Consider the following 24,117-nt stretch of genomic DNA (forward strand, 5'->3'; position numbering starts at 1 on the left):
CTCCGAACCAGTCCCCTCTCCCTTCAGGGAGAGGGTTAGGGAGAGGGAGCTATCCGTGCGGCGTTCAGGCCCCTGCGTCAGCCCCATGCCCTTCCGACATCGCCACCACTACCTTGCGCGGACCTGAGAACGGCGAGCGCGCATGGGCGGCGAGCATGTTGTCGAGCATCAGGACGTCGCCGCTGTACCAGGGGAAGCTCACCTTGGCCTCCTCCAGCACGCCGCGCACTTCGTCGAGTACCGAGGGTTCGATGGGGCTGCCGTCGCCGTAGTAGACGTTGCGCGGCAGGTCTTCCTCATCGACGATTTCCAGCAGGCTCTCGCGCACTTCCGGCGGCAGGTTGGAGACGTGGAACAGGTGCGCCTGGTTGAACCAGACCCAGTCGCGGGTGACCGGATGCCGGGCCACCGCCTGGCAGACCTGGCGAGTGCGCAGCTCGCCGTCTTCCTTCCATTCCCAGCCGATCTGGTGAGCCTTGCAGTAGGCCTCCACCACGGCCGGATCGTCGCTGTTGAACACCTGTTCCCAGGCCACGTCCAGGCCGTTGCCGAAGTTGCGGGTGTACATCAGGCCGCGTTCGGTGAAACGGCGGCGAATGCCCTCGTCCACCTGGCGGTAGATTTCGCGACTGTCAGCGATGGGCGTCTCGCCGCCGCTCTGCGCGGCCTGCACGCAGTAGAACCAGATTTTCAGCGGCCACTCGCGGGTATAGGCCTGCTCGTTGTGCAGCGGGATGTGCTGGTGCGGCGGGTACTCGGTGGAGGTATACACGCCGCTGGTGACGTTGCTGCGCGGGGTGGAGCCGAACTCGTAGTTGAGCAACGGATGGCCGAAGCCGGCGGCGAACTCGCGGAAGCGCTCCGGCGCACCGACCTGGAAGCCACGGAAGAGAATGCCGGCGCAGACCGGCAGGCGCTCGGCCACCAGTGGGCGCAGCTCGGCCAGGGCGTCGAGCAGGTCGATGCCGTCGCCGCGGGCCTGGACCAGCAGCGGCAGGCCGCCGCGCGCTTCGGCCAGGGGAGCAATGTCGAACAGAGAGGAGCTTGGCATCGGGGTCTCCGCTTGAATCGATCAGGCCAGCGCTGCGCTGGTCGACTGGCCGGGCTGGCGCAGGTGGCCGAGCAGCAGCTCGAGCAGGCGCGCCTCGCCGGCATTGAGGAAGAAATGGCCGCCGTCGAGCATCTCCAGGGAGAAGCCTGCGCTGGTTTCGTCCTGCCACGCGGACAGGGAATCCACCGAGAGCCGGTCGGCCTTGCCGCCGAACACATGGATCGGGCAGGCCAACGGTGCACGGGGGCGGTAGTCGTAAAGGCCGCAGAGGAGAAAATCGGCGCGCATCACCGGCAGGGTCAGGCGCAGCATTTCCTCGTCGGCAAATACCGCTTCAGGCGTGCCGCCCAGGCGCCGCATGCGCTCGATCAGTTGAGCATCGCTCTGCTCTTGCGCCAGCTCGCGATGGCTGTCGCGGCGGGCCGGCGCGGAGGCTGCCGAGGCAAACAGTGCCTGCGGCATCGGCAGGCCGCGCTCGCGCAGGGCGTGGGCCAGCTCGAAGGCCAGCAGGCCACCGAGGCTGTGGCCAAAGACCGCGTAGGGCTGGTCCAGGCGCGCGGCGATTTCATCCGCCAGTTGACCGGCCAGGGCGCGCAGATCGGTCTGCAGGTTCTCGGCGAAACGCCGGCCGCGGCCGGGCAATTCCACCGGGCAGACCTCGATCCAACCCGGCAGCTGGCGTTTCCAGCGGGCATAGACCATGGCGCTGGCGCCCGAGTACGGCAGACAGAACAGACGCAGCATCGGTTATTGCCCCTCGGCCATCTTCTGCCGAAGGCTCAGCGGGCGCATGTCGGTCCAGTTGGCTTCGACGAAGGCGAGGCAATCGGCCTTGTTCCCCTGCTGGCCGGCTTCGCGCCAACCAGCGGGGACTTCCTTGTACTGCGGCCACAGCGAGTACTGCTCTTCACCGTTGACCAGCACCTTGTAAACCGCCTCTTCGCGATCGAACGCCATCGCCTTTCTCCTTCAGCTGTATGGGATGCCGGCCACCGGCCATTACCGATGTTTTCCAGCTCTGCCATGAAGACGAGGGAGGCAATGAAATAGTTAGTGTTCTCGGATGCGATTAATTCTCATAAGATATGCGCCGGCGAAATTTCCTAGCTTGTCCTTCACCCATGTACCGAGAGATCTGACGAATGGATGCGAATGAAAAATCTTCACACTTGTGTGGGAACCCTGTCGCAGAGCGATAGTCGGAGTCTCTCGAATAAATTGATAATAATTATCATTTGATCTAGATTGACCGCCTCAACCCATGTGGACGTCCCCGCCTCCGCCGCCGCATAGGAAAACCTTGCATGTCCAAGCCAATGCCCGCCGAGTCGCGCCCCGCTCTCCACGAGCTGTTCGCCACCCACCGGCAGACCTTCATCAATGCGGCCGCACGCATCCTCGGCTGCCGCAGCCATGCCGAAGACGTGGTGCACGATGCGTACATCAAGCTCAATGCGAGCGACCTCACCCCCGGCATCCAGTCGCAGAGCGGCTATCTGATGCGCGTGGTGCGCAACCTGGCCATCGACCTCTATCGTCGCCAGGCGCTGGAGAAGCGCTACTCGGGTAGCGAGGAAGAAGGCATGCACATCGCGACGCCGTCCGCGTCACCGGAGATCGAGCACGAAGACCGGCAGACCCTGGAGGCTATTTCCAGCGCACTGCAGACCCTGCCCGAGCGCACGCGCTACGCCTTCGAGATGTACCGCCTGCACGGTCGCACGCAGAAGGAGATCGCCGAGGAACTGGGCGTTTCCCCGACCCTGGTGAACTTCATGGTGCGCGACGCACTGATCCATTGCCGCAAGACCCTCAAGGGCCTGGAAGACGGCAAGCGCTGAGCCTCAGCCTTCCGCCAGGGCGCGGAAGGTCGAGCGATACTGCTCCGGCGTGGTGCCTGACAACCGGCGGAACATCGCGATGAACGCCGAAGGGCTGCTGTAGCCCAGGTTGAAGGCAATCTGCTGCACCCCCTCCCCCGATGCCAACGCCTCGATGGCGGCGAGAAACCGCAGGCGCTGCCGCCATTCGCCGAATGACATCCCCAATTCCCGCTGGCAGGCCCGCGCCAGGGTACGTTCGGTGCTGTGCACGCGCTCGGCCCATTGCGCCAGGGTGCGGTTGTCGCCCGGCTCAGCCTGTAGCGCGGCCAGCACCTCACCCAGCGCGCCGCCATTGGCATACGGCAGGTAATCGTCGTGAGGCTGCGCAGCCTGCAACTGATCCATCACTACCTCGGCCAGCCGCTGATCCGCCGGGCTCTGCGGGATGTTCACCCCTCGCGCGGCGAAGTCGGAAAGGATCGCCTTGAGGATATCGCTGATCGCCAGCGTGCAAGGGGACTGCGGCAACTTGCGGGCCAGTTCGGCGGACACGTACAGCGAACGGTAGATGATGGCCTGGCGGTTGTAGCAGCTGTGCAGACGTCCCGGCGGAACCCACACGGCGTATTGCGGCGGCGAAAGAAAGCGCTGGCCGTCCACCTCCAGCTCCATCACCCCGTGGGACGCATAGTTGAGCTGGCCCCAGGCATGGCGATGGCTGGGCGAGTGCGAGCCGGCGTCGAATTCGTCGTAGCGGAAGTAGAGGTCGGCAGGCAGCCGGTCGATGTCAGGCAGCGGAAGGGAGAGTACGCGGGTCATGTCCGAATGCCGGGGTGGATTGTCTGATTTTCATTATACGTCTCGATTCGGACGAGCGGACAATACGCTTCGTTATCCCCGGAAGCGTTCCTCCATGAATTACCTGTTCCCCCTGCTGGCCGTGGTCATCTGGTCCGGCAATACCGTCGTCAACAAGCTCGCCGTGGGGCAGATCGCCCCGGCGGAGATCGGCTTCTTCCGCTGGCTGCTGGCGGGGGCTCTGCTGACACCCTTCCTGTTGCGCGCCACCCTCGCCCACTGGCCGGTGATCCGCGCCAACCTGGGCAGGATCGTCACCCTCGGCCTGCTCGGCATGGCCGTCTACCAATGCCTGGCCTACTACGCCGCCGCCCTCACCTCGGCAACCAACATGGGCATCATCTTGTCGCTGATGCCGCTGATGTCCCTCGCCCTGGCGTCGATCCTGCTGCGCCACAAGCTGAGCATCGCAGCGCTGCTGGGCGCGCTGGTCTCGCTGGGCGGCGTGTTGCTGGTGATCACCCAGGGCAACCCGCAGCAATTGATCAGCCACGGTGTGAACCTGGGCGACGGCATGATGATCGTCGCCACCCTCGCCTATGGCGTGTACGGCGTACTGCTGAAGAAGTGGAACCTGCCATTGCCGCCGCTGCTGATGCTCTATCTACAGGTGCTGGTAGCGATCCTCGCACTGGCGCCGCTGTACCTGGCCTCGCCGCACCACGGGCTGAATGCCGCCAACCTGCCACTGGTGCTGTATGCGGGGCTGCTGGCCTCCATCGTCGGCGCACTGGCCTGGATGCAGGGCGTGCAGCGCATGGGACCGAGCCGCATGGCGCTGTTCTTCAACCTGCTGCCGGTGATCACCGCTGCCATCGCCTCGGTTGTGCTGGGCGAGCAGTTGACCAGCTACCACCTGGTGGGCGGTGCACTGATCCTCGTCGGCGTGCTGCTGGCCGAACTCTGGCGGCCACGGGAGAAACCCGCCGCCATCGGCGCGCACTGACTCGGATGTTCTCGCAGGAGCGAGCTTGCTCGCGAACCGCTTGACGCAAGGGTCGCCGGAAAATTTGTTCGCGAGCAAGAACCAGGCGTCCCCCTCGCTCCTACAGATTCGCGCCAGTGCGGAATTCCCGCATCAGGGTTGCCACCAGCTCCGCCGCCGGCATCTCCCGCGACAGCGGCGCACCCTGCCCGGCCCATTGCACAGCGAAATCGGTATTGCCCCTGGCGGTCGCGGCGGCCGTCAGTGCCTTGGCTGCGTCGTAGGTGATCGGGTAGTCAGGCAGTGTCGGCGCGTCCGCGCCGCCCAGGTCGGTGAACAGCCGATTCACCATGCCCCGCGCCGCGCGGCCGGAAATCGCCGCCGTCACCTCGGTGCGCTCACCGCGCTCACCTCGCAGCGCCGCCTTGAACGCCGCATTGGCCGAAGACTCGTCGGAAGAGATGAACGCCGTGCCCATCTGCACCGCCTGGGCGCCCAGTTCGAACACCGCGCGCATGCCCTGTCCGTCCATGATGCCGCCCGCCGCGATCACTGGCAGACCGGTGCCTTTTACCAGCGTGCGAACCAGAGCGAAGGTGCCGATGCGCGCGTCTTTCTCCGGCTCGAACACCCCACGGTGGCCGCCAGCCTCATAACCTTGCGCGACGATGGCGTCGATGCCCGCCGCCTCGATGATCCGCCCTTCCTCCAGGCAGGTAGCGGTGGCCAGCAGGCGAATGCCAGCGCCTTTCAGGCGGTCGATCCAGGCCTGCGGCGGCAGGCCGAAGTGGAAACTGACCACGGCCGGACGAGCTTCGACGAGGAACTCCAGCATGTCCGGGTCAGCCAGGAAGCTGCGGTAGATCTCGGTGATCTGCGCCGGCGGCTGCGCACCGAACTCGGCGAACAGCGGGCGCAGGTGGTCCAGCCAGGCTGCCTCACGCACCGCGTCAGCCACGGCCGGGCGGTGGCAGAACAGGTTCAGGTTGAGCGGCTTGTCGGTCAGCGCGCGGGTCTGCTCCAGCAGGGCACGGGCCTGCGCGGCGTTGCTCGCACCCAGGCCGATGGAACCCAGCCCTCCGGCATTGGACACCGCTGCCGCCAGCGCCGGGGTGGATACGCCGACCATGGGCGCCTGGATGATGGGGTGCTGGATGCCGAGCAGTTCGGTGATACGCATGACGGGGTCCTCGCCGGTTGACGGATTAACGCTTGACTAACCATCTCATAAAGAGAATATTCTTATCAACACATTCTCTATTTAAGATTAATCATGGATCTCTCCAGCCTGGAAATCTTCCGCTGCGTCGCCGAGGAACAGAGCGTCACCCGCGCTGCCGCTCGCCTGCAGCGCGTGCAATCGAACGTCACCACGCGCATCCGCCAGCTTGAAGAGGATCTTGGCGCGGCGCTGTTCCTGCGCGACGGCAAGCGCATGACGCTGACCGACCAGGGCCGCGAGTTCCTCCGCTACGCCGAGCAACTGCTAGCGCTCGCCAACGAGGCGCGCCAGTCGCTGCATCCGGACCGAGCCACCGGCAGCCTGCGCGTGGGCAGCATGGAAGCCTCTGCCGCCAGTCGCCTGCCCGAACCGCTGGCACGTTTCCATCGCGCCTGCCCGGAGGTCGAGCTGCACATGACCACCGGCCATAGCCAGAAGCTGCTCGGCGAAGTGCTGAACCGCCAGCTGGACTGCGCCCTGATCGCCCACCCGGACATCCTCCGCGCCGAACCGGGCTTCGAAACCAAGCTGGAGCGCGGCCTGCGCGCCGAGCCGGTATTCCGCGAGGAACTGCTGCTCGTGCTGCCGGGCAACCATCCACCGGTGAAGCGGCCCGAGGACGTGCAGATTCGTACCCTGGTCGGTTTCACCCGTGGCTGCACCTACCGCCAACTGGCGGAGGACTGGCTCAAGGGCGCGCCGCTGGCGGTGCAGGAAGTGGGCTCCTACCACGGCATCCTCGCCTGCGTGAACGCCGGTTCCTGCATCGGCGTGCTGCCGCGCTCGGTGCTGGAACTGCAACGGGAAATGCCGGGCTTGCAGGTGGTGCCGCTGATGGAGGTGGACACCCTGCTGATCTGGCGCGACGGCTACGCCACTGGCGCCTTCCAGCGCTGGCGGGAAACCCTGGAGGCACGCCCGTGAGCCGCACTCGCCGCCTGCCCGCAGCCGTGTCGGCGGCGCTGATCCTGGCCGTCGGCATGGGCTTCGGCCGCTTCGCCTTCACCGGGCTCTACCCGCTGATGGTGCGCGACGGGATGCTCAGCATCACTGGCGGTTCCCTGGCCGCCTCGGCCAACTACGCCGGTTACCTGCTCGGCGCGCTGCTGCTGTCACGCAGTCACGAACGACATGCCGCGCGAATCTGCGTCATTGCCCTGGTCGGCACCTTGGCCACCCTCGCCGCCATGGCCCTTCCGGGACCCGCCTGGTTTGCCATCGGCGTACGCCTGCTGGCCGGCGTGCTCAGCGCCATGGCCCTGGTCAGCGCCGCGCAATGGCTGCTGCAGAGCATGGGCGAAAGCCATGGGGCCCCGATGATGTTCGCTGGCGTGGGCATCGGCATCCTGGTCTCGGCGGAACTGATCGCCGCCGGCAACGCCTTTGGCCTCGGCAGCGCGGCGATCTGGTGCGTTCTGGCGCTGGCCGGGCTGGTGCTGTCGCTGCTGGCCGCACCCGCGCTCGGCCGGGAGGCGCCGGCCAAGCCGCATCACACGGCGAGCGGTGCGGGGGTGGCGCCGGAGCTGTCCGCGCCGATCATCCTGCTGGTCTATGGCCTGGCCGGCTTCGGCTACATCATCACCGCCACCTACCTGCCGCTGCTGATGAAGAGCAGCCTGGGAGCCATCGACCCGCTGCAGGTCTGGGCTGCGTTCGGCCTGGGGGCTGCACCCTCGTGCTTCCTCTGGCACCGTCTGCACCTGAAGCTTGGCGGTCGTCGCGCGCTGGCATTGAACCTGCTGGTGCAGGCCGTCGGCGTGATGCTACCGGCGCTGGGCGACTCGGCCTTCCTTTATCTGGGCAGTGCGGTGCTGGTGGGCGGCAGCTTCATGGGAACCGTGACCATCGCCATGCCGGCGGCCCGTATGGTTGCCGCGCAGGTTCGATTCAACATGCTCGCCGCGATGACAGCACTGTATGGTGTCGGGCAGATCATCGGGCCGCTGGCCGCCAGCGCCCTGCGCGGGCTGACCGGCAGCTTCATCCCGGCCCTGGGGGCTGCCGCCAGCGCTTTGCTGGTAGGTGCGTTTTTCTGCCTGCCACTGCGCCGTACTGCCCCCTGTAGGAGCGAGCTTGCTCGCGAATAGCCTCAACACTGTGGCTGCCTGGAACTCCTTTCGCGAGCAAGCTCGCTCCTACATAAAGCAGCCGACGTCGGCCAATTCAGACCGGCGGCTGCTGGCGAAAGGAGACGCCCAGGCGGTTCCACACGTTGATCGCACCGATGGCCACGGTCAGGTCCACCAGTTCTCGTTCGCTGAACTGTTCGCGCGCCAGCTGGAAGACCTCCAGCGGCACCTTTGATTCGGACAACAGCGTCACCGACTCGCACCAGGCCAGTGCCGCCCGTTCGCGCTCGGTGAAGAATGGCGACTCGCGCCAGACGCTGACAGCAAACAGACGCCGCTCGGTCTCCCCGTTGCGACGGGCCTCCATGGCGTGCATGTCGGCGCAGAAAGCACAGTTGTTCACCTGCGAAACCCGCAGGCGCACCAACTCCAGCAACGGCTTTTCCACGGACAGTTCGAAGATGGCAGCTTCCAGCGCCAGCACCGCCTTCAGCGCTTCCGGCGAGGCGGTGTAGTAGTCCAGACGCGGTTCCATGATGGGAACTCCAGGGGATGACCCGGCTATTGTGCGCCGCCACCTTGCCATTGCAGGTGTCCAATACCGGGGAATTCGACCACGCAACTTCACCGGGCCACGTGCCAGCGCTACGCTTGCGCAACTACCTTGCCCCGGAGTTCGCCCTTGGAGCTGCACCTGATCATCCACGGCCAGAAGGATCTCGCCGGGCAACTCTATCGCCAGTTGCGCGAAGCCATCGACTCCGGGCGCCTCGCCGCGGGCACCCGCCTGCCGCCCAGTCGTCTGCTGGCGGAGCAGCTCGGCATCTCGCGCAAGACCATCTCCGACACCTACGCCCAGCTCACCTACGAAGGCATCCTGGTGGGCAAGATCGGCAGCGGCACCTTCGTCAACACTCGCCTGCCACGCCACGACCGGCGCCAGGACGGCGTGCGCTTCGCCAGCCAGGACAACATCGATCGCTGGGCCAACCTCGACACCCGTCTGCGCCATCCCGGCACGACCGGCACGGCGAAAGCCGACTTCATCGGCGGCGCCACCACCCAATTGCAGTTCCCCCAGGAGGAATGGCGGCGCTGCGTGAACCATGCCATGCGCCAGATGGCCGGCCCGCGCGGGCACTACAGCGCGCCCGAAGGCATCGCCCCGTTGCGTGACGGCATCGCCCGGCACATCTCCTATGCCCGTGGCGTGAACTGCCAACTGGATGACGTGATGGTCTGCAACGGCGCGCAGCAGGCGCTGGACCTGCTCGCCCGGATAATGCTCCGCCCCGGTGACAAGGTGGCCATGGAAGACCCCGGCTACACCCCGGCGCGGCTGATCTTCCAGACGCTCGGCGCCGAGGTGGCCAGCGTGCCGGTGGATGCCGAGGGCATCTGCGTCGACCTGATTCCCGACGGCACGCGGATGATCTACACCACGCCTTCGCACCAGTTCCCGCTGGGCATGCCGATGAGCTCGGCACGGCGCGCGGCGCTGCTGGCGCGGGCGCTGGAGCTGGGTGCACTGGTGATCGAGGACGACTACGACAGCGAATTCCGCTACGAAGGCCGGCCCACAGACGCGCTGCAGAGCCTCGACCGTCATGGCGTAGTGGCTTACATCGGCACCTTTTCCAAGGTGCTGCTCCCCGAGCTGCGCCTGGGCTACCTGATCCCTCCGCCCAGCCTGTTCCCGGCGCTGGTGCGCGCGAGGCAGATTTCCGATTGGCACAGCTCGACGCTGCCGCAGTGGGCACTGGCCAAGTTCATCAGCGAGGGTTACCTGCTCAAGCACATTCGCCGCTGCCACGGCATCTATGCCGGGCGCCGCGAACGCATCCTCGCCAGGCTGCAGGGCGACCTGGCGCCCTGGCTGGAGACAGTGCCTTCGGTGGCGGGCTTCCATCTCACCGCGTTGCTGCGCCAGCCGATCAACGTCGCGCTGCTCACCGAACTGGCACGCAAGGTCGAAGTGGGCCTCTATGGCCTGGCGCCCTTCCACCACCAGGCGCCGGTGCGCGAAGGGCTGCTGCTGGGCTTCGGCGCCATCGACACACTGGACATCGACCCGGCGCTGGACAAGGTGCGCGACCTGCTGCAGCAATTGGCCTGAGCCATACCCTCATGCTCCTACGCACAGCCCCCTCACATGCTGTGCCTTTGTAGGAGCGAGCTTGCTCGCGAACCGCATGGCACGGAGCTTGTTCGCGAGCAAGCTCGCTCCTACAGGTTCGTCACGCAGGGCGTATTGGCCCAATGGTTTTCCCGGGAATTGGCGGTTCAGGCGAGGGAACTACGCCATTACCCTGTCAGCATCGGTTTGAAAGCCGGTTCCGGCCTTTATCGGATCGCAACCTCAGTGCCCAATGGCCGTTCATCCGGCCAACAGAAAGGAGCCTCGCCATGTCCCCGTCCGCCATTGCCATCGTCCGCGTCCAGGCATTCCCCGGCCAGGCCGCCGCACTGGGTCTTCACCTGAGTGAGCTGCTGGTGCAGGTGCGTCAGCAGCCCGGTTGTCAGTCCGGGGAGTTGCAGGCGCTGGCCGCCGATCGCTGGCAGGTGAGTACCTGCTGGGCCAGCCAGGCCGAGCTGGACGCGCACTTGTCTGGCCCGAAAGCGCAACAGTGGCTGGGCCGCCTCGGCAGCGGCGAACTGGCGCTGGGGTTGGAGTTCGAAAGCCGCAGCGCCGAGTGACTCAGAACGGCGAGCGCACCACCCCGCCGTCCACCCGCAAGGCCGCGCCATTGGTGGCCGATGAGGCCTCGGAGCAGACGTAGACCACCAGGTTCGCCACCTCCTCCGGGCGCGCAAAGCGCTGCAGCAGCGAACTGGGGCGAGCGCTGCGGAAGAACTCCGCCTCGAACTCAGCGAATGGCTGGCCACCGGAGAGCTTCTCCACGAACTCGTTGACGCCCTCGGAAGCGGTCGGCCCCGGCAGTACCGCGTTCACCGTCACGCCGGTACCGGCACAGGTTTCCGCGAGCCCGCGGGACAGGCTGAGCTGGGCGGTCTTGGTGACACCGTAATGGATCATCTCCACCGGAATCACCATCCCACTCTCACTGCTGATGAACACCACTCGTCCCCAGTTGTTCTTTTTCATCCCTGGCAGGTAGGCACGGGATAGCCGCACGCCGGAGAGCAGGTTCACATCGAGGAAGCGCACCCAGTCCTCGTCAGGAATCTCCTCGAAGGGCTTGGGATCGAAGATGCCCAGGTTGTTCACCAGCACGTCCACGGACGGATAGCGCTGCACCAACGCCGCAACCTGCTGCGGGTCCGACAGGTCCCCGGCGAAGCCTTCCACCTGGGCGTCGGCCTGCCCGGCGCGCAGGCGCTGCAACGCCTCGTCCACCGAGGCCTGGCTTCGGCCATTGACGATGACTCGGGCCCCTTCGCGGGCCAGGCCCTGGGCGATGGCGAAACCGATGCCCTTGGTCGAACCGCTGACCAGGGCGAGCTTGTCGGTGAGGTGCAGGTTCATGGGTGTCTCCGGCAATGGCGAAGTGATGGGCGGCGGCGTTGCGCCGTGCGTCCGTGGACCGATCAGGATAGATGAGAGTTGGCGTTGTCAACGCCCCGTCGGGTTGTCGGGCTTCGCCGGCGCCGCGTGCCACTGCTCCCGCGGCACCCACTTGGGCTCCTGGGGGTCGCCCAGGTAGTGCGGCGACATGATCTGCACGCCGTACTCGTTGAACACATCCTGGATGTTGGCGTGCAGCACGCTGAGCAACAGCGCGCGCGGACGCGGCTCGCTGGGGATGGCCTGAGCCACCAGCCGGTACTCGGGATAGAAGTCCGACAGCGCGGTCTGGAACACCTGCGGCGCCGGTGTTTCGAGGATGCCGTCGGTGCGCCGCGCCGCCTCGATCAGCATGGCCTCCACCTGCCGCCAGGGCGTGTCGTAGCCGATGGTGACCACGGTATCCACCACGTAGCCCTGCCCTTGCACGATGCGCGAATAGTTGCGCGTCACGGAGCCGGTGATCATCGAGTTGGGCAGCGTCAGCACCTCGCCCAGGCCGGTACGGATGGTGGTATTGAACACGCCGACTTCGGTGACCGTGCCTTCGTTGTCGCCGATACGGACGAACTCGCCGACCCGCAGGGTGCGCGAGTAGGTGAGGATCAGCCCGGACGCCGCCTGGCCGATGACGCTGGACGCGCCCAGGGAGATCATCAGGCCGACCAGTACCGACAGGCCCTTGAAGGCCTCGGTGCCGGAACCGGGCAGGTACGGATAGGCCATGACAATGGCGAACAGCCAGATCGCCAGGGAGGTCAACCGCGTGGTCGGCTGCAGGGTTTCCTCGGTCAGCCAGCGCAGGTTGCCGGGCCGCGCCATGCGTTGCAGCACATGACGGGCAAAGCCACTGATGGCGCGGGCGATGATCAGGATGCTGAGCGCCACCGCCAGGCCGGGCAAGGCGTCGAGCATGCCGTTGATGAGGTAACGCGCCAGGTTCACCAGGTGCACGTTGAGGCTTTCACCCCACGGGCGCGTATAGGGGAAGCGCGACAGCACGAAGCTCAGCCACTGGTAGCTGAAGAGGAAGGCCAGCAGCCAGTAGACCAGCCAGATCAACCGGCCGGCCAGGTAATACAGGTAACGACTGCCCAGTAACGGCGTATGGCCGACCTTGAGCTTGCCGCTGTGTCGGCTCATGACATCGGGCAGTCGATCCAGCAGTTTGTTACGCACGTAGCCGGTGCCGCACAGCGCCACGATATAGATGAGCGTCGCCAGGGCCGCCAGCCCCAGGGCGGTCAACAGGAAGCGCAGGCTGTGCGCCTCGCCGTTTTCCGCCACCACCAGGCGCAGGTTGGCGGCGGCCAGCTCGGCCGCGGCGCGTACCGAAGCACCAGGGGAGTCCAGGTCCGCCGGGGAGATAATGAAGGCACGGCTGTAGCCCAGCAGCACCAGGTAGCTATCCTGGATCGGGTCGATGCTGACCTTGGGCTCCTCGTTCCCTTGCAGCGCCTCTTCGATGGTTGCCTTGGCGCGGTGGGCTCGGACCTCAGGGGATTCGCCGAGCAAGGTCGCGCGAAACGTCAGGATCGCCCGATTGCCGACCTTGAGCTCCGTCGCTGCATCGGCGGGGGCAGCCGTAGCGGCCGGCTTCTCTTCAGCATACCCAGCGCCCCCCCAGGCGAACGCCAGCCACAGTACGAGCAGCCACCTTCCCAGCTTCTTCCCCATTCCCCGCTCCCTGATACGCGACGCGTAGCCATGGCCTCTGATGGGCCTCTCGCCCAAGCGTAGCCAATGTCGGATGACACGCCTGCGCAGGGAGGAATATTGATGCCGCCCTCAGTTAACGCCTCAGGAGACTAGGAATACGCGGATTACGACGAAGGACCCTGTAAGAAACCTGATACACAACAGATACCTCGCTGTCGCTTATGTCGCTGTTCTGCTGGCGAAAATTCCAATCCCGACTAGTTTCAATTCCGTAAGCAGATATGCGTAGGACTGCTTTCCTCAGGGACTCACCAGCCGGATAGACGGAAATGCAGGCCAAATATCGCTCGAAGCTCTTCCAGCCCGTCGGCCACGCTCTGGCGCTGGAGCAACGCATTCTGTTCGACGGAGCTGCTGCAGCGGCCGTCGATCAACAGCATCACGACAGCAGCGCCGACGCCAAGGACACGGCCAAACCGGCCACGGCAGTCGAAGCGCGCGCCCAGGCGGCGGCTCCCGCGCAGGCGGCCCCGCGCAACCTGGTGGTCATCGATGCGCGCCTGGAAAATCGCGACCAGCTGGCCGCCAACCTGCCGGTGGGTACCACCGCACTGGTCGTGGATGCCGGCCAGGATGCCATCGCGGCGATCAGCAACGCCCTGGCGCAACTGGGCAAGGTCGATTCCATCCAGATCTTCTCCCACGGCGCCACCGGCCAATTCACCCTCGGCAACCAGACCTTCACCAGCCAGAGCGTCGACCAACTGGGCGAGCGCCTGAGCGCCTGGCGTGGCGAACTCAACGCCGGGGCGGACATCCAGCTGTACGGCTGTGATGTGGGTGCGGGCAGTGCCGGCCAGGCACTGGTCAATGAGCTGGCGCGCTGGACCGGCGCCGATGTCGGTGCCTCGAGCAACGCCACCGGCTCGAGCCGTGCCGGCGGTGACTGGAACCTCGAAGTACGCTCGGGTGATGTCGACAAGACCATCGCCCTGAGCGCGACCACCCTGGTGGACTTCCAGGGCCTGCTGGCAGACGCCAGCCCCACCGTCGCCATGGGCAGCGGCGGCGCCGCCGTGCGCCTGGGCGACACCTTCACTTTCGATGTGATCTTCAGTAACCCTTCGACCCAGGTTGGCTACGCCCCCTACATCGACCTGTTCATGCCGGTCACCGGCCGCGACGGCAACGATGGGGCCACTTTCGTCTCTGCCACCTACCTGGGGCAGGCGGTGAAAAGCACCGTCCTGACCTTCGACGCCAGCGGCAATGCCACCCACCCATTCGCCAAGGACGCCAACGGCAATGCGCTGGTGATCAATGCCGCTAGCGTCGGCATGAAGCCGGGCGATCAGATGATCGTGCTGCAACTGCCCTATGGCAGCGTCACCAACGGCCAGCCGGGCATCGACATCCAGATCACCGCGCAATTGAGCAACCTGGCCGATACCACCTACTCCGACGGTGCGCCCAACCTCACCATCAATGCCCGCGGCGGCTTCGAGTACGGCAACGACTCGTTGAACAACCCGACCCAGGACCCCTCGCTGGTGGAGTCCACGTTGCACAGTTTCGTGGTCACCCCGACCCTGTTGTCGGTCACCCAGACGGTCAACATGCCCGAGGGCGAGACCGTCACCGGGCCGAACTTCACCCGCACCCAGACGGTGACCGTGACCCCGGCCACCGGCCAGACCCTGACCAACGTCAGCGTCACCCAGACCGTGCCCGACCAGGTCCACGTCAGCCAGATCACCCCCGGTGCCGGTGGCACCCTGGAATCGATCACCCTGCATGACGGCACCGTGCTGACCGATCCGACGCAGATCGCCGACGCGCTGGCCAACCCCAATGCGTTCGTCTCCAGCTACACCATCCATTACGACACCCTGAGCAGCGCCAGCACCACCCAGGTCAGCTTCTACGTGCCGGAGATCGACGCCAACGGCCGGCCGGTGATCGACCCGGCCACCGGTAACCCGGTCACCATCAACTTCGGCACCGCCACCGTCAACGGCGACTGGAACCCGCTGGATACCCGCGACCGTCCCACCGATCCGGACGGCTACCCCTTCACCGAGACCGGCAACGGCCAGGGCGTCACCTTCGTCGCCAAGTCCATCACCCTGCTCAAGCAGGTGACCATCCAGAACGACATCGGCAGCGCCGGCCTGACGCCCGGCGATACCCTGCGCTACAACATGGAGGTGGCCATCTCCGACTTCTTCGCCTTCGGCAAGAACATCCTCGGCCAGGGCACCTTCACCATCACCGACCAGCTTGGCGACGGTCAGACCTTCAGTGCCCTCAACCCGCCGACCATCGTCATCCAGCAGCACGGCGGCAGCCAGGTCATCCCGCTGATCTATACCGCCACGCAGAACGCCGACGGCAGCACCACCCTGGTCTTCGATATCGCCGCGTCGATTGCCGCCGCTGTCCAGGGACCGGGGGTCTATGCCCTGTACGGCGACCTGTGGGACGACGATCCGCAGGAAGGCGCTACGACCCTGACCATCGTCTACGACGCCATCGTCGACCTCACCTACACCTCCGACCACCCACCCCACGACCAGCTCAACGAGGGCGACAGCGTCGGCAACAACGCCACCGTCGACGCCACCGTGCTGCGCGACTCGGTGAACCTCGGCGGCGAACAGACCGACGGCTCCAGCACCACCAGTACCATCCAGACCTCGTCCGTCGACATCGAGCTGACCCAGGTGAACGGCGGCAACCCACCGGCCAATGGCGAGCTGCGCCCCGGCGACGTGGTGACCTTCACTATCACCTACGACCTGCTAGTAGCGGACTACGAGAACTTCACCCTCACCGCCTACCTGCCGCTGCCGCTGCTGGATGCCACCGGCATCAACTGGTCGCAGGGCACCGGCGTCGGACAGTGGCTGATTACCGCCGGCAACACCATTGCCGACGTGCCCGACAGCGTCACCACCGGCCCAGGCAACTCGATCATCTTCAACTTCGGCAATTTCGTCTCCGGCGGCCTGAACGGTGGCCGGGTGCAGGTGCAGTTCACCATGCGCGTGGGCGACCAGCCCTTCGCCGACCAGCGCGAGCTGGATGTGCTGGCCCAATCGAGCCAGACCACCACTGTCGACAAGACTGTGCTGACCTCCTCTGACGTGGCGGTCATCGAGTCGGTCGCAGAACCCGTGCTGGACATCAAGCACGGCGTGGTTTCCAGCACCAACGGCACGGTCACCGGCACCACCGGCACCTGGAGCCCGCCGGGCTCCACGGGCGTGCCCTTCAGCGGCAGCGTCACCAGCCTGGCGGCGGTGGACGGCAATGTCAGCGGCATCGACGGCGCCGACACCCTGCGCCTGGCCACCGCGATCAAGAACAGCGGTGGCGGCGGCGCCTACGACGTGGTCACCAGCATCACTCTGCCCGCCGGCCTGGCCTTCGCCAATGGCAGCCTGGCAGCGGCCAACCTGCAGATCTTCCGGGGCGATGGCAGCCAGCTGATCGCCGGAGTGGACTACAGCGTCAACGGCAATACTATCACCTTCCTTGACGCCAACTTCCAGCCCACGCTGCTGGCCGGGCGCGCCGGCACGGTGAATGACGCCACCGGCGCCAACGTAGTGGTGATCACCTACGACGTCACCGTCGACAATGCCATCCTCGCTTCGCGCACCCTGCAATCGAGTGCTTCGCTGACCAACTACGCCAGCGTCGAGGGCGGCCAGGACTTCACCCCGACTGATATCACCGAGGTGGCCAACCAGCAGGTAGCCGCGCCGACCATCGTCAAGAACTACAAGGACGGCAGCCTCAGCGCCGACGACTCCAGCGCCGGCCACACCACCGGCAGCAACCTGGTGATCGGCGAAAGCATGACCTACGACATCGTCGTAACCCTGCCCGAAGGCACCACCGGCAACCTGCGTATCAACGACCTCATACCACCGGGACTGCGCCTGGATCTCAACTTCAATGGCGGCCTGGGCTACCAGCTCATCTTCACCAGTACCGGCAGCGGTGCCTTGGCCCAGGACTTCAACGGCAACGTGAATGTCTCAAGCTTCGTGGTCGACTCCGGCGATGGCGGTGACGTCCACCTGGTGTTCAACGCCTCGGGGGTCAGCGCCGACAACCTCACCGGCAACAACAGCTTCGTCATCCGCCTGGTACTGATTGCCAACAACGTCATCGGCAACCAGCAAGGCGTGGTCCTGAACAACGGCGCGCAACTGGTCTACAGCGACCCCGACGGCGACACACCCAACGGTGCCACCGCGATCGACCGCACCCTGACCAGCGGCCAGCAGCCGAGCGTGACCATCGTCGAGCCGACGCTGTCGGTCACCCAGGCCCTGACCACCACCCCGGCGTTCGGCGGCTTCGGCGAGAACGCGCCGATCTCCTGGGACATCACCATCAGCAACACCGGCGGCATCGATGCCTTCGACCTGAGCTTCCTCGATACCCTGCCGGTCCAGATCAGCAACTACACCATCACCAACATCAGCGGCGCCGCCGCAGGCAGCTTCGCCATCGTCAATGGCGTCCTGCAGATCGTCGGCAAGGTGGACCTGTCTGCAGGCGGCAACATCGTCATCAGCCTGTCCGGGGTGGTCAACAGCCAGGTCGGTACCGTACCGGTCATGCGCAACATAGCCGCCGTGCAGTGGACCAGCCTGGACGGCCCCGATAGCGGCGAGCGCACTGGCGTCGACGGCATCCTCCACAGCGGCGTGCTCAACGACTACGACATCGACCACACGCTGCTGATCCCGGTCTCCAACCAGATCCTCGTTTCCCGCGTCGGCGGCATGCCGGATACCCCGCCGGCCACCAATGCCAGCGGCGCGGTCGATACCTCGGCCCCCGTCGAGACGGTCGCGGTTGGCGAGGTGATCCGTTACCGCGTAGCCGTGCAGATTGCCTCCAGCGGCACCGGCAACCTCAACTACCAGATCGTCATCGACCTGGCGCCCGGCCTGGAATTTCTTGCCGCCGACCTCAACGAAGTGCTCATCGCCTTCATTTCCTCCACGCAAGGCGGCCTCAACAGCAGCAACCCGTTGCTGGACGCGAACACAGTGGCCGGCCTGTGGATCCAGGGCAACCAGCTCAGTGGCGTGGCCCAGCCGATCGACCCCAATGTGCCGGTCGACCCGTCCAACCCCGGCGCCTGGCCCGGCCCGACCGTGGTACTGAACTCCTCCCTGTACTCCATCGCCCAGACCGGAGGCATCAACAATGGCCAGCGGATCACCATCAGCCTGGGCAACCTCACCAACACGGAGCAATTGCCGGGCGACGACGACATCGAAGGTGTGGTCATCGACTTCAACGTGCGGGTGCGCAATACCGTCGGCAACCAGGCCGGCACCCAACTGGGCATGCAGGTCAGCGAGTACGTCGACGGCAACACCGAACCGCGTGGTCAGAGCGGCGTTCTTTACGAAACCGTGGTCGAACCCGGCTTCACCGATCCGACCAAGTCGGTGATCGATCTGACCCTGAATGCCGGAAACACCACCGACGCGACCCTGGAAGTGAGCTTCCAGCAGAACGGCAACGTGCCGGCCTACGATGTCCATCTGCAGGACAAGCTGCCAGGCGGCAGCAACTACCAGTTCGTCAGCGTCACCATTACCGATGCCGGCGGCACCAGCGTCATTTACACGCTCGCCGACTTCCTACCCGGCGGCAATGCAACCCTGGCCGGGTTGACCCTTACCATCGATCCGGACCCGGCCAACGGCATCGGCCTGGACATCGCCAAGCTCGACGTCGGTGACAAGGTCAGCTTCCGCTACAGCGTCACCGTGCCCGACAACCCCATCGCCAACAACGCCGCCAGCTCCGCGGTGCTGACCTGGACCAGCCTGCCGCAGAGCTTCACCAGCTGGGGCGGCTCGGCGGTCGGCGCGGCCGGCAGTGCCAGCGGCGAACGCACCGGGCAGGACGGGCCCGGCCCGGATAACAGTGTGTTGAACAACTACGTGAAGAGCGTCGGCATCGCCTTCGGCGTGGTACGAGGAACCCTCTGGGACGACACCGCCTCGGCAACCAGCAGCACCACACCCGATGGGGTCGGCCTGGCGAACCAGACCGTTACCCTGACCTGGGCTGGCGCCGATGGTCTGTTCGGCACCGGCGACGACGCTCAACTGGCGACCACCACCACCGACGCCAACGGCCAATACGTCTTCAGCATCCTGCCCAGCGGCCTGTACCGGGTCGACGTTGCGGCGCAGGTCAGCAATCCGGTGGCCGGTGACCCCAGCAACACCCTCAACGTACGCATCGACACCGACGGTGCTGGCAACACCTTCAACCGGGTCGAGCTGACCCTGGACGGCGGTACCGCCACCGACGGCCCGACCGGCCAGGCGAACTTCGGCTACGTGCACCTCAACGAGGCACCGATCAACACCATCTCCGACCAGCACGGCCAGGAAGACACCGTGCTGCACATCGGCGGTCTGGCGATCAGCGACGTGGACGCCGGCAACGGCGAGCTCACCGTCACCCTCTCGGTGCTGCACGGCGTGCTCTGGACCAGTGCCACCACCCCGGCGCCCGACGCGACCCCGCCCGCCGGCGCCAGCAACACCCTGGTGCTGCGCGGCACCCTCGCGCAGATCAACGTGCTGCTCGGCCAGCTCTATTACAAGGGCAATCAGGACTTCAACACCTTCCGCGACGCCGAGACGCTGACCATGGTCACCAATGACCAGGGCAACTTCGGCGACCACCCCACGACCGGGGACGGAACACCCGGGCAGAACCCGGCCGACGCCCTGAGCGATACCGACCAGATGAACATCATCATCGACCCGGTCAATGACGCGCCCGTGGCCCATCCGGACGTTGCCATCGCTGTCGAGGCCGGCGGCAGCCTCAACGCCGACCCCGGGGTCAACCCCACCGGCAACGTGCTGGATAATGACACCGACGTCGACATCGCCACCAATAACGATGTGCTGCGCGTGACCCGCCTGGAGAATGCCGCCGGCGCCGGCGTCAACGTCCCGAACGATGGCACCGTCGTCAGCCTCGCCGGCCGCTACGGCACGCTGTACATCACCGCCAATGGCGGCTACCAGTACGTGGTCGACAACAACAACGCCGCCGTCCAGGCCCTGCGCACCGGCACCGACATGCTGCGCGACTCCTTCGGCTACTACATCGCCGACCTCGGCAATCTCGCCAGTTCGGCTGCCTTCACCGTCGATATCCACGGCGCCAACGACACCCCGATCGGCGTTCCCGACTTCGGCACCGCCATCGAGGCCGGCGGCACCAACAACGGCACGCCAGGCCAGGATGCGACCGGCAACGTGCTCACCGGTGTCCCTGTCACCGGCGCTGGCGCCGACACCGACGTCGACTCGGTAGCACTGGGCGAGACCAAGTCGGTCACCCTGGCACGCTACGACGGGCCCGGTGGCGGCCGCATCTTCCCGGTCGCCACCGGAGCACCCGCCGTCCTGCAAACGGCGTTCGGCACCCTGACCATCAACGCCGACGGCTCCTACCGCTATGTGATCGATAACAGCAACGCGGCGGTACAGGCCCTCTCGCCGAACGAAACGATCACCGAGAACTTCACCTACCAGGTCACCGACAAGGGCGGCCTGAGCGCGCTGACCACCCTGACCATCACCATCCAGGGTGCCAACGATGCCCCGGTGGCGGCAGACGACCACAACACCGCCACCGCCGGTGCCAGTGACAACAGCCCACCAGCGACCAGTGCCACCGGCAACGTCATCACGGGCACCCCTGGCACCGGCGTGGATACCGATGTCGACAACGCCGACAAGCCCAACGCCGACAAGCTCCGGGTCGACGGCGTGCGTTCGGGCCTGGAAACCGCTGGCGGCAGCCTCACCACCGTCGCCGGCATCACCGGCATTACCGGCACGGTTGCACGGCTGGCCAACGGCACGCTCATCAGCGGCGACTTCGGCCGGCTCGTCATCGGCGTGGATGGCGCCTACCTCTTCGTGGTCAACAGTTCCGACCCGGCCATCCGCGCCCTGGCCGCCAACCAGAGCCTGGACGTGATCTTCACCTACCGCATCCACGACAGCGGCGGCCTGACCGACCAGGCGCAGTTGGTGATTACCGTGACCGGGGTGAACGACCCGCCGCAGGTCAACGCGGTCAACGTCGACGCCATTGAGGCCGGTGGGCTCATCAACGGCACTCCGGGACTGGACCCCAGCGGCAGCATCCGCTCGTCCTACAGCGATCCGGACGGCGATACCCTCACCATCACCGGCATCGCCACCGCCGGCGGTACCGCCGGCACCGTCGGGCAAAGCCTGACGGGCCTCTATGGCAGCCTGGTGCTGGATGCCCAGGGCAACTACCGCTACGTGGTGAACAACAACAACCCGCTGGTGGAGGCCCTGCGTACCAACCAGCAAACCCTCAGCGATGTCTTCCAGTACAGCGTCAGCGACGGCAATGGCAAGACCGTGACGGCCAGCTTCACCGTGGTGATCCATGGCCGCGATGACACGCCGATCGCCAATGACGACACCCGCACCGCCATCGAGGCCGGGGGCACCAACAATGGTACCCCCGGCGCTCCGGCCAGCGGCAATGTGCTGGACAACGATACCGACGTGGACAGTGTCCCCAACGGCGAAACCAAAGTGGTCGACGCCCTCCGCACCGGCACCAAGGCTGCCGGCGGAACCCTGATCGACCTCACTGCCAGCGGCGGCGTCATCGCCGGCAGCTACGGCACCCTGACCCTCAACGCCAACGGCACCTATACCTACGTGGTGAACGACAGTCTCGCCGCCGTGCAGGCGCTCAAGCTCGGCGACAGCCTGGTGGAATCCTTCACCTACCGCATGCACGACACCGACGGCGCCAGCTCCATCGCCCAGCTGACCATCACCATCGAAGGCCGCTATGACGCCCCGGTGGCCAACGACGACATCAACTACGCCGTGGCCAACCTCGACGGCAGTGGCGGTCGCAACCCCACCGGCAACGTGATCACCGGCCTGACCGGGATCTTCGACGGTATCGGCAAAGACACCGATGTCGATGCCGGCGACCATATGGTCGTCACCACCATCGCCAAAGGCCCGGAAGGTGCCCAGGTGAACACCGTGCCTGTCGTGCCCGGCAGCCCGCAGACCATCCAGGGCGCCTTCGGTACCCTGGTGATCAACGCCGACGGCAGCTACCAGTACTTCGTCGACAGCACCAACCCGACCATCATCGCCCTCGGCCCGCTGGCCTTCGCCATCGAATCGTTCACCTACCAGGTGACCGACGACGGCAACCTCGACGACCACGCGACCCTGATCATCCTCATCCGGGGCCGCAACGAACCGCCGGTCACCGAACCGGACTTCGGCACCGCCGTGGAGGACGGTGGCCTGCACAACAACGTGCCGGGCAGCAATCCATCGGGCAATGTGCTGGCCAACGACACCGACCCGGACACCATCACCACGATCCCGCAGGACGTGATGCACGTGGTCTCCTTCTGGGCTGGCGACAGCCCGACGTCGACCAGCGTCACCGCTCCCGGCCAGACGCTGCGCGGCCAGTACGGCACGCTGACGCTCAACCAGGACGGCAGCTGGAGCTACGCCCTGGACAACACCCTGCCGGAAGTCGAAGCCCTGCGTGCCAGCGGGCAGACCCTGCAGGACAAGTTCACCTACCTGGGCGCGGACATCTGGGGTGGCGCCACGCCCGGCCTGCTGACCATCACCATCGACGGCCGTAACGACACGCCGATTGCCAGCGATGACGTTGCCACCGCCGTGGAAGCGGGTGGCGTCAACAACGGCACCCCGGGCGTCGACCCGCGCGGCAACGTGCTGGACAACGACACCGATGTCGACGGCGTGCAGTACGGCGAGACCAAGACGGTCGTCTACTACACCAACCAGAACGGCACATCGGCCAACGCCGGCAACGTGCTGCAAGGCCTCTACGGCAAGCTGCTGATCAACGCCGATGGCAGCTTCGAGTACCTGGTGGACAACGCCAATCCCACCGTGCAGGCGCTGCGCACCGCCGGGCAAACGCTGACGGAAGTCTTCGGCTATCGCATGCGCGATACCGCCGGAGCAACCTCCGATGCACGCCTGACCGTGACCATCCAGGGCGCCGACGACAACCCGGTCGCCCGCGACGACAGCAACTTCGCCAGCGACGAGACCCCGGCGCCACAAGCCACGGGCAACGTACTGCCTAACGACAGCGACGTGGACGGCGGTGATTCCATCAGCGTGACCGGCATCCGCACCGGGCAGGAAAACGGCAGCGGCACCGCCGGGGTCGTCGGCCAGCCCATCGCCGGGCGCTACGGAACCCTCGTGCTCAACGCAGACGGCAGCTACACCTACACCATCGACCAGAGCAACCGCGAAGTACTGGCCGCCGCCGGGCTGGGGCAGATCCTCAAGGACTACTTCACCTACACCATCAGCGACCTGGTTGGCCTCACCGACCAGGCGCAATTGACCATCACCCTGGATATCGCCACTCCGTACATCCCGCCGGGACCACACTTCGACCGCTTCGGCGACGATGGTTATCCGCGCGACCGGATACCCGACGTCGACCCGGCGATCTTCGTACAGCCGGTGGTCGAGCGCGTCGACGAGCGACTGTCCCTCTCCGGCTGGGGCGCCGACGGCAGCAATGTCGAGTTCTTCGCCACCCCGGAGATCGATAGCCCGTCGCTGGGCGATCAATTGGGACAGGTGAAGGGCCAGTTCGTCGCCCGCGCCGTGGCCGAAAGTCGACGCGCCAGCGACCTGGACAAGAACTGGGTGGACGGCCGCCACGGCGTGATCAGCCTCTCCGCCGACGGCCTGCTGCCCGACCCATCACTTTGGGCACCCTTCCCCGCCGACATGGTCGGCCAGCCGGACAAGGCCGCGCAGACCGCACCGGGCTTCCGCGCCCAGCTGCGCGAAGCAGCCCAGCGTCGGAGCGGCGGCCAATGAGGAAAAAG

The 24,117-nt window shown here is 66.0% G+C and carries 15 protein-coding genes; 7 read left to right on the forward strand and 8 right to left on the reverse strand.

Going from position 1 to position 24,117, the window contains the following annotated elements:
• Positions 1–64 precede the first annotated feature (64 nt).
• From FAS41_RS07135 to FAS41_RS07145, 3 genes are read right to left on the reverse strand one after another with little or no spacing between them, the layout of a single operon-like run.
• Positions 65–1,051 (reverse strand): TauD/TfdA family dioxygenase, encoded by a 987-nt coding sequence (locus FAS41_RS07135; protein WP_138520906.1) that lies wholly within the window; start codon positions 1,049–1,051, stop codon positions 65–67.
• A 21-nt stretch (positions 1,052–1,072) separates the two neighbouring features.
• Positions 1,073–1,795, reverse strand: coding sequence for a thioesterase II family protein (locus FAS41_RS07140; RefSeq protein WP_138520907.1), 723 nt, complete (start codon positions 1,793–1,795; stop codon positions 1,073–1,075).
• 3 nt (positions 1,796–1,798) lie between these two features.
• On the reverse strand, positions 1,799–2,008 hold the full coding sequence (locus FAS41_RS07145; RefSeq protein WP_138520908.1) for an MbtH family protein: 210 nt from the start codon (positions 2,006–2,008) through the stop codon (positions 1,799–1,801).
• Positions 2,009–2,355: 347 nt separating this feature from the next.
• Here FAS41_RS07145 and FAS41_RS07150 point away from each other — a divergent pair, with 347 nt between their 5' ends.
• Positions 2,356–2,892: an RNA polymerase factor sigma-70 gene (locus tag FAS41_RS07150; protein WP_138520909.1), complete on the forward strand. Its 537-nt coding sequence runs from the start codon at positions 2,356–2,358 to the stop codon at positions 2,890–2,892.
• Positions 2,893–2,895: 3 nt separating this feature from the next.
• On the opposite strand, the gene FAS41_RS07155 is transcribed toward FAS41_RS07150, so the two are convergent.
• Positions 2,896–3,693, reverse strand: a complete 798-nt coding sequence (locus FAS41_RS07155) for an AraC family transcriptional regulator (protein ID WP_138520910.1) — start codon at positions 3,691–3,693, stop codon at positions 2,896–2,898.
• 94 nt (positions 3,694–3,787) lie between these two features.
• Here FAS41_RS07155 and FAS41_RS07160 point away from each other — a divergent pair, with 94 nt between their 5' ends.
• Positions 3,788–4,678, forward strand: coding sequence for a DMT family transporter (locus FAS41_RS07160; RefSeq protein WP_138520911.1), 891 nt, complete (start codon positions 3,788–3,790; stop codon positions 4,676–4,678).
• Positions 4,679–4,778: 100 nt separating this feature from the next.
• On the opposite strand, the gene FAS41_RS07165 is transcribed toward FAS41_RS07160, so the two are convergent.
• Positions 4,779–5,837 carry an NAD(P)H-dependent flavin oxidoreductase gene (locus tag FAS41_RS07165; protein ID WP_138520912.1) on the reverse strand — a complete coding sequence of 353 codons (1,059 nt, stop codon included), beginning with the start codon at positions 5,835–5,837 and terminating at the stop codon, positions 4,779–4,781.
• 93 nt (positions 5,838–5,930) lie between these two features.
• On the opposite strand from FAS41_RS07165, the gene FAS41_RS07170 reads away from it, so the two are divergent.
• On the forward strand, positions 5,931–6,803 hold the full coding sequence (locus FAS41_RS07170) for a LysR family transcriptional regulator (protein WP_138520913.1): 873 nt from the start codon (positions 5,931–5,933) through the stop codon (positions 6,801–6,803).
• On the forward strand, positions 6,800–7,966 hold the full coding sequence (locus FAS41_RS07175) for a YbfB/YjiJ family MFS transporter (protein ID WP_138520914.1): 1,167 nt from the start codon (positions 6,800–6,802) through the stop codon (positions 7,964–7,966). The genes FAS41_RS07170 and FAS41_RS07175 overlap by 4 nt, the downstream gene beginning before the upstream one ends.
• Positions 7,967–8,042: 76 nt before the next feature.
• Here the strand turns inward: FAS41_RS07175 and FAS41_RS07180 are convergent, their stop codons facing one another.
• Positions 8,043–8,483, reverse strand: a complete 441-nt coding sequence (locus tag FAS41_RS07180; RefSeq protein WP_138520915.1) for a carboxymuconolactone decarboxylase family protein — start codon at positions 8,481–8,483, stop codon at positions 8,043–8,045.
• Between the two features lie 147 nt (positions 8,484–8,630).
• Between FAS41_RS07180 and pdxR the strand changes: the two genes are divergently transcribed.
• Both pdxR and FAS41_RS07190 read left to right on the forward strand, forming a co-directional pair.
• Positions 8,631–10,064 (forward strand): MocR-like pyridoxine biosynthesis transcription factor PdxR, encoded by a 1,434-nt coding sequence (pdxR, locus tag FAS41_RS07185; RefSeq protein WP_138520916.1) that lies wholly within the window; start codon positions 8,631–8,633, stop codon positions 10,062–10,064.
• Between the two features lie 290 nt (positions 10,065–10,354).
• Positions 10,355–10,645, forward strand: a complete 291-nt coding sequence (locus tag FAS41_RS07190) for a putative quinol monooxygenase (protein ID WP_138520917.1) — start codon at positions 10,355–10,357, stop codon at positions 10,643–10,645.
• Between the two features lies 1 nt (position 10,646).
• Here the strand turns inward: FAS41_RS07190 and FAS41_RS07195 are convergent, their stop codons facing one another.
• Positions 10,647–11,435 (reverse strand): SDR family NAD(P)-dependent oxidoreductase, encoded by a 789-nt coding sequence (locus tag FAS41_RS07195; RefSeq protein WP_138520918.1) that lies wholly within the window; start codon positions 11,433–11,435, stop codon positions 10,647–10,649.
• 87 nt (positions 11,436–11,522) lie between these two features.
• Entirely contained in the window at positions 11,523–13,151 is a 1,629-nt protein-coding gene (locus tag FAS41_RS07200; protein ID WP_138520919.1) for a mechanosensitive ion channel family protein, read from the reverse strand.
• Between the two features lie 311 nt (positions 13,152–13,462).
• On the opposite strand from FAS41_RS07200, the gene FAS41_RS07205 reads away from it, so the two are divergent.
• Positions 13,463–24,109 carry a VCBS domain-containing protein gene (locus tag FAS41_RS07205; RefSeq protein WP_138520920.1) on the forward strand — a complete coding sequence of 3,549 codons (10,647 nt, stop codon included), beginning with the start codon at positions 13,463–13,465 and terminating at the stop codon, positions 24,107–24,109.
• Positions 24,110–24,117: the final 8 nt, after the last annotated feature.

It is taken from the genome of Pseudomonas nicosulfuronedens (assembly GCF_005877905.1).
Lineage (GTDB): Bacteria > Pseudomonadota > Gammaproteobacteria > Pseudomonadales > Pseudomonadaceae > Pseudomonas > Pseudomonas nicosulfuronedens.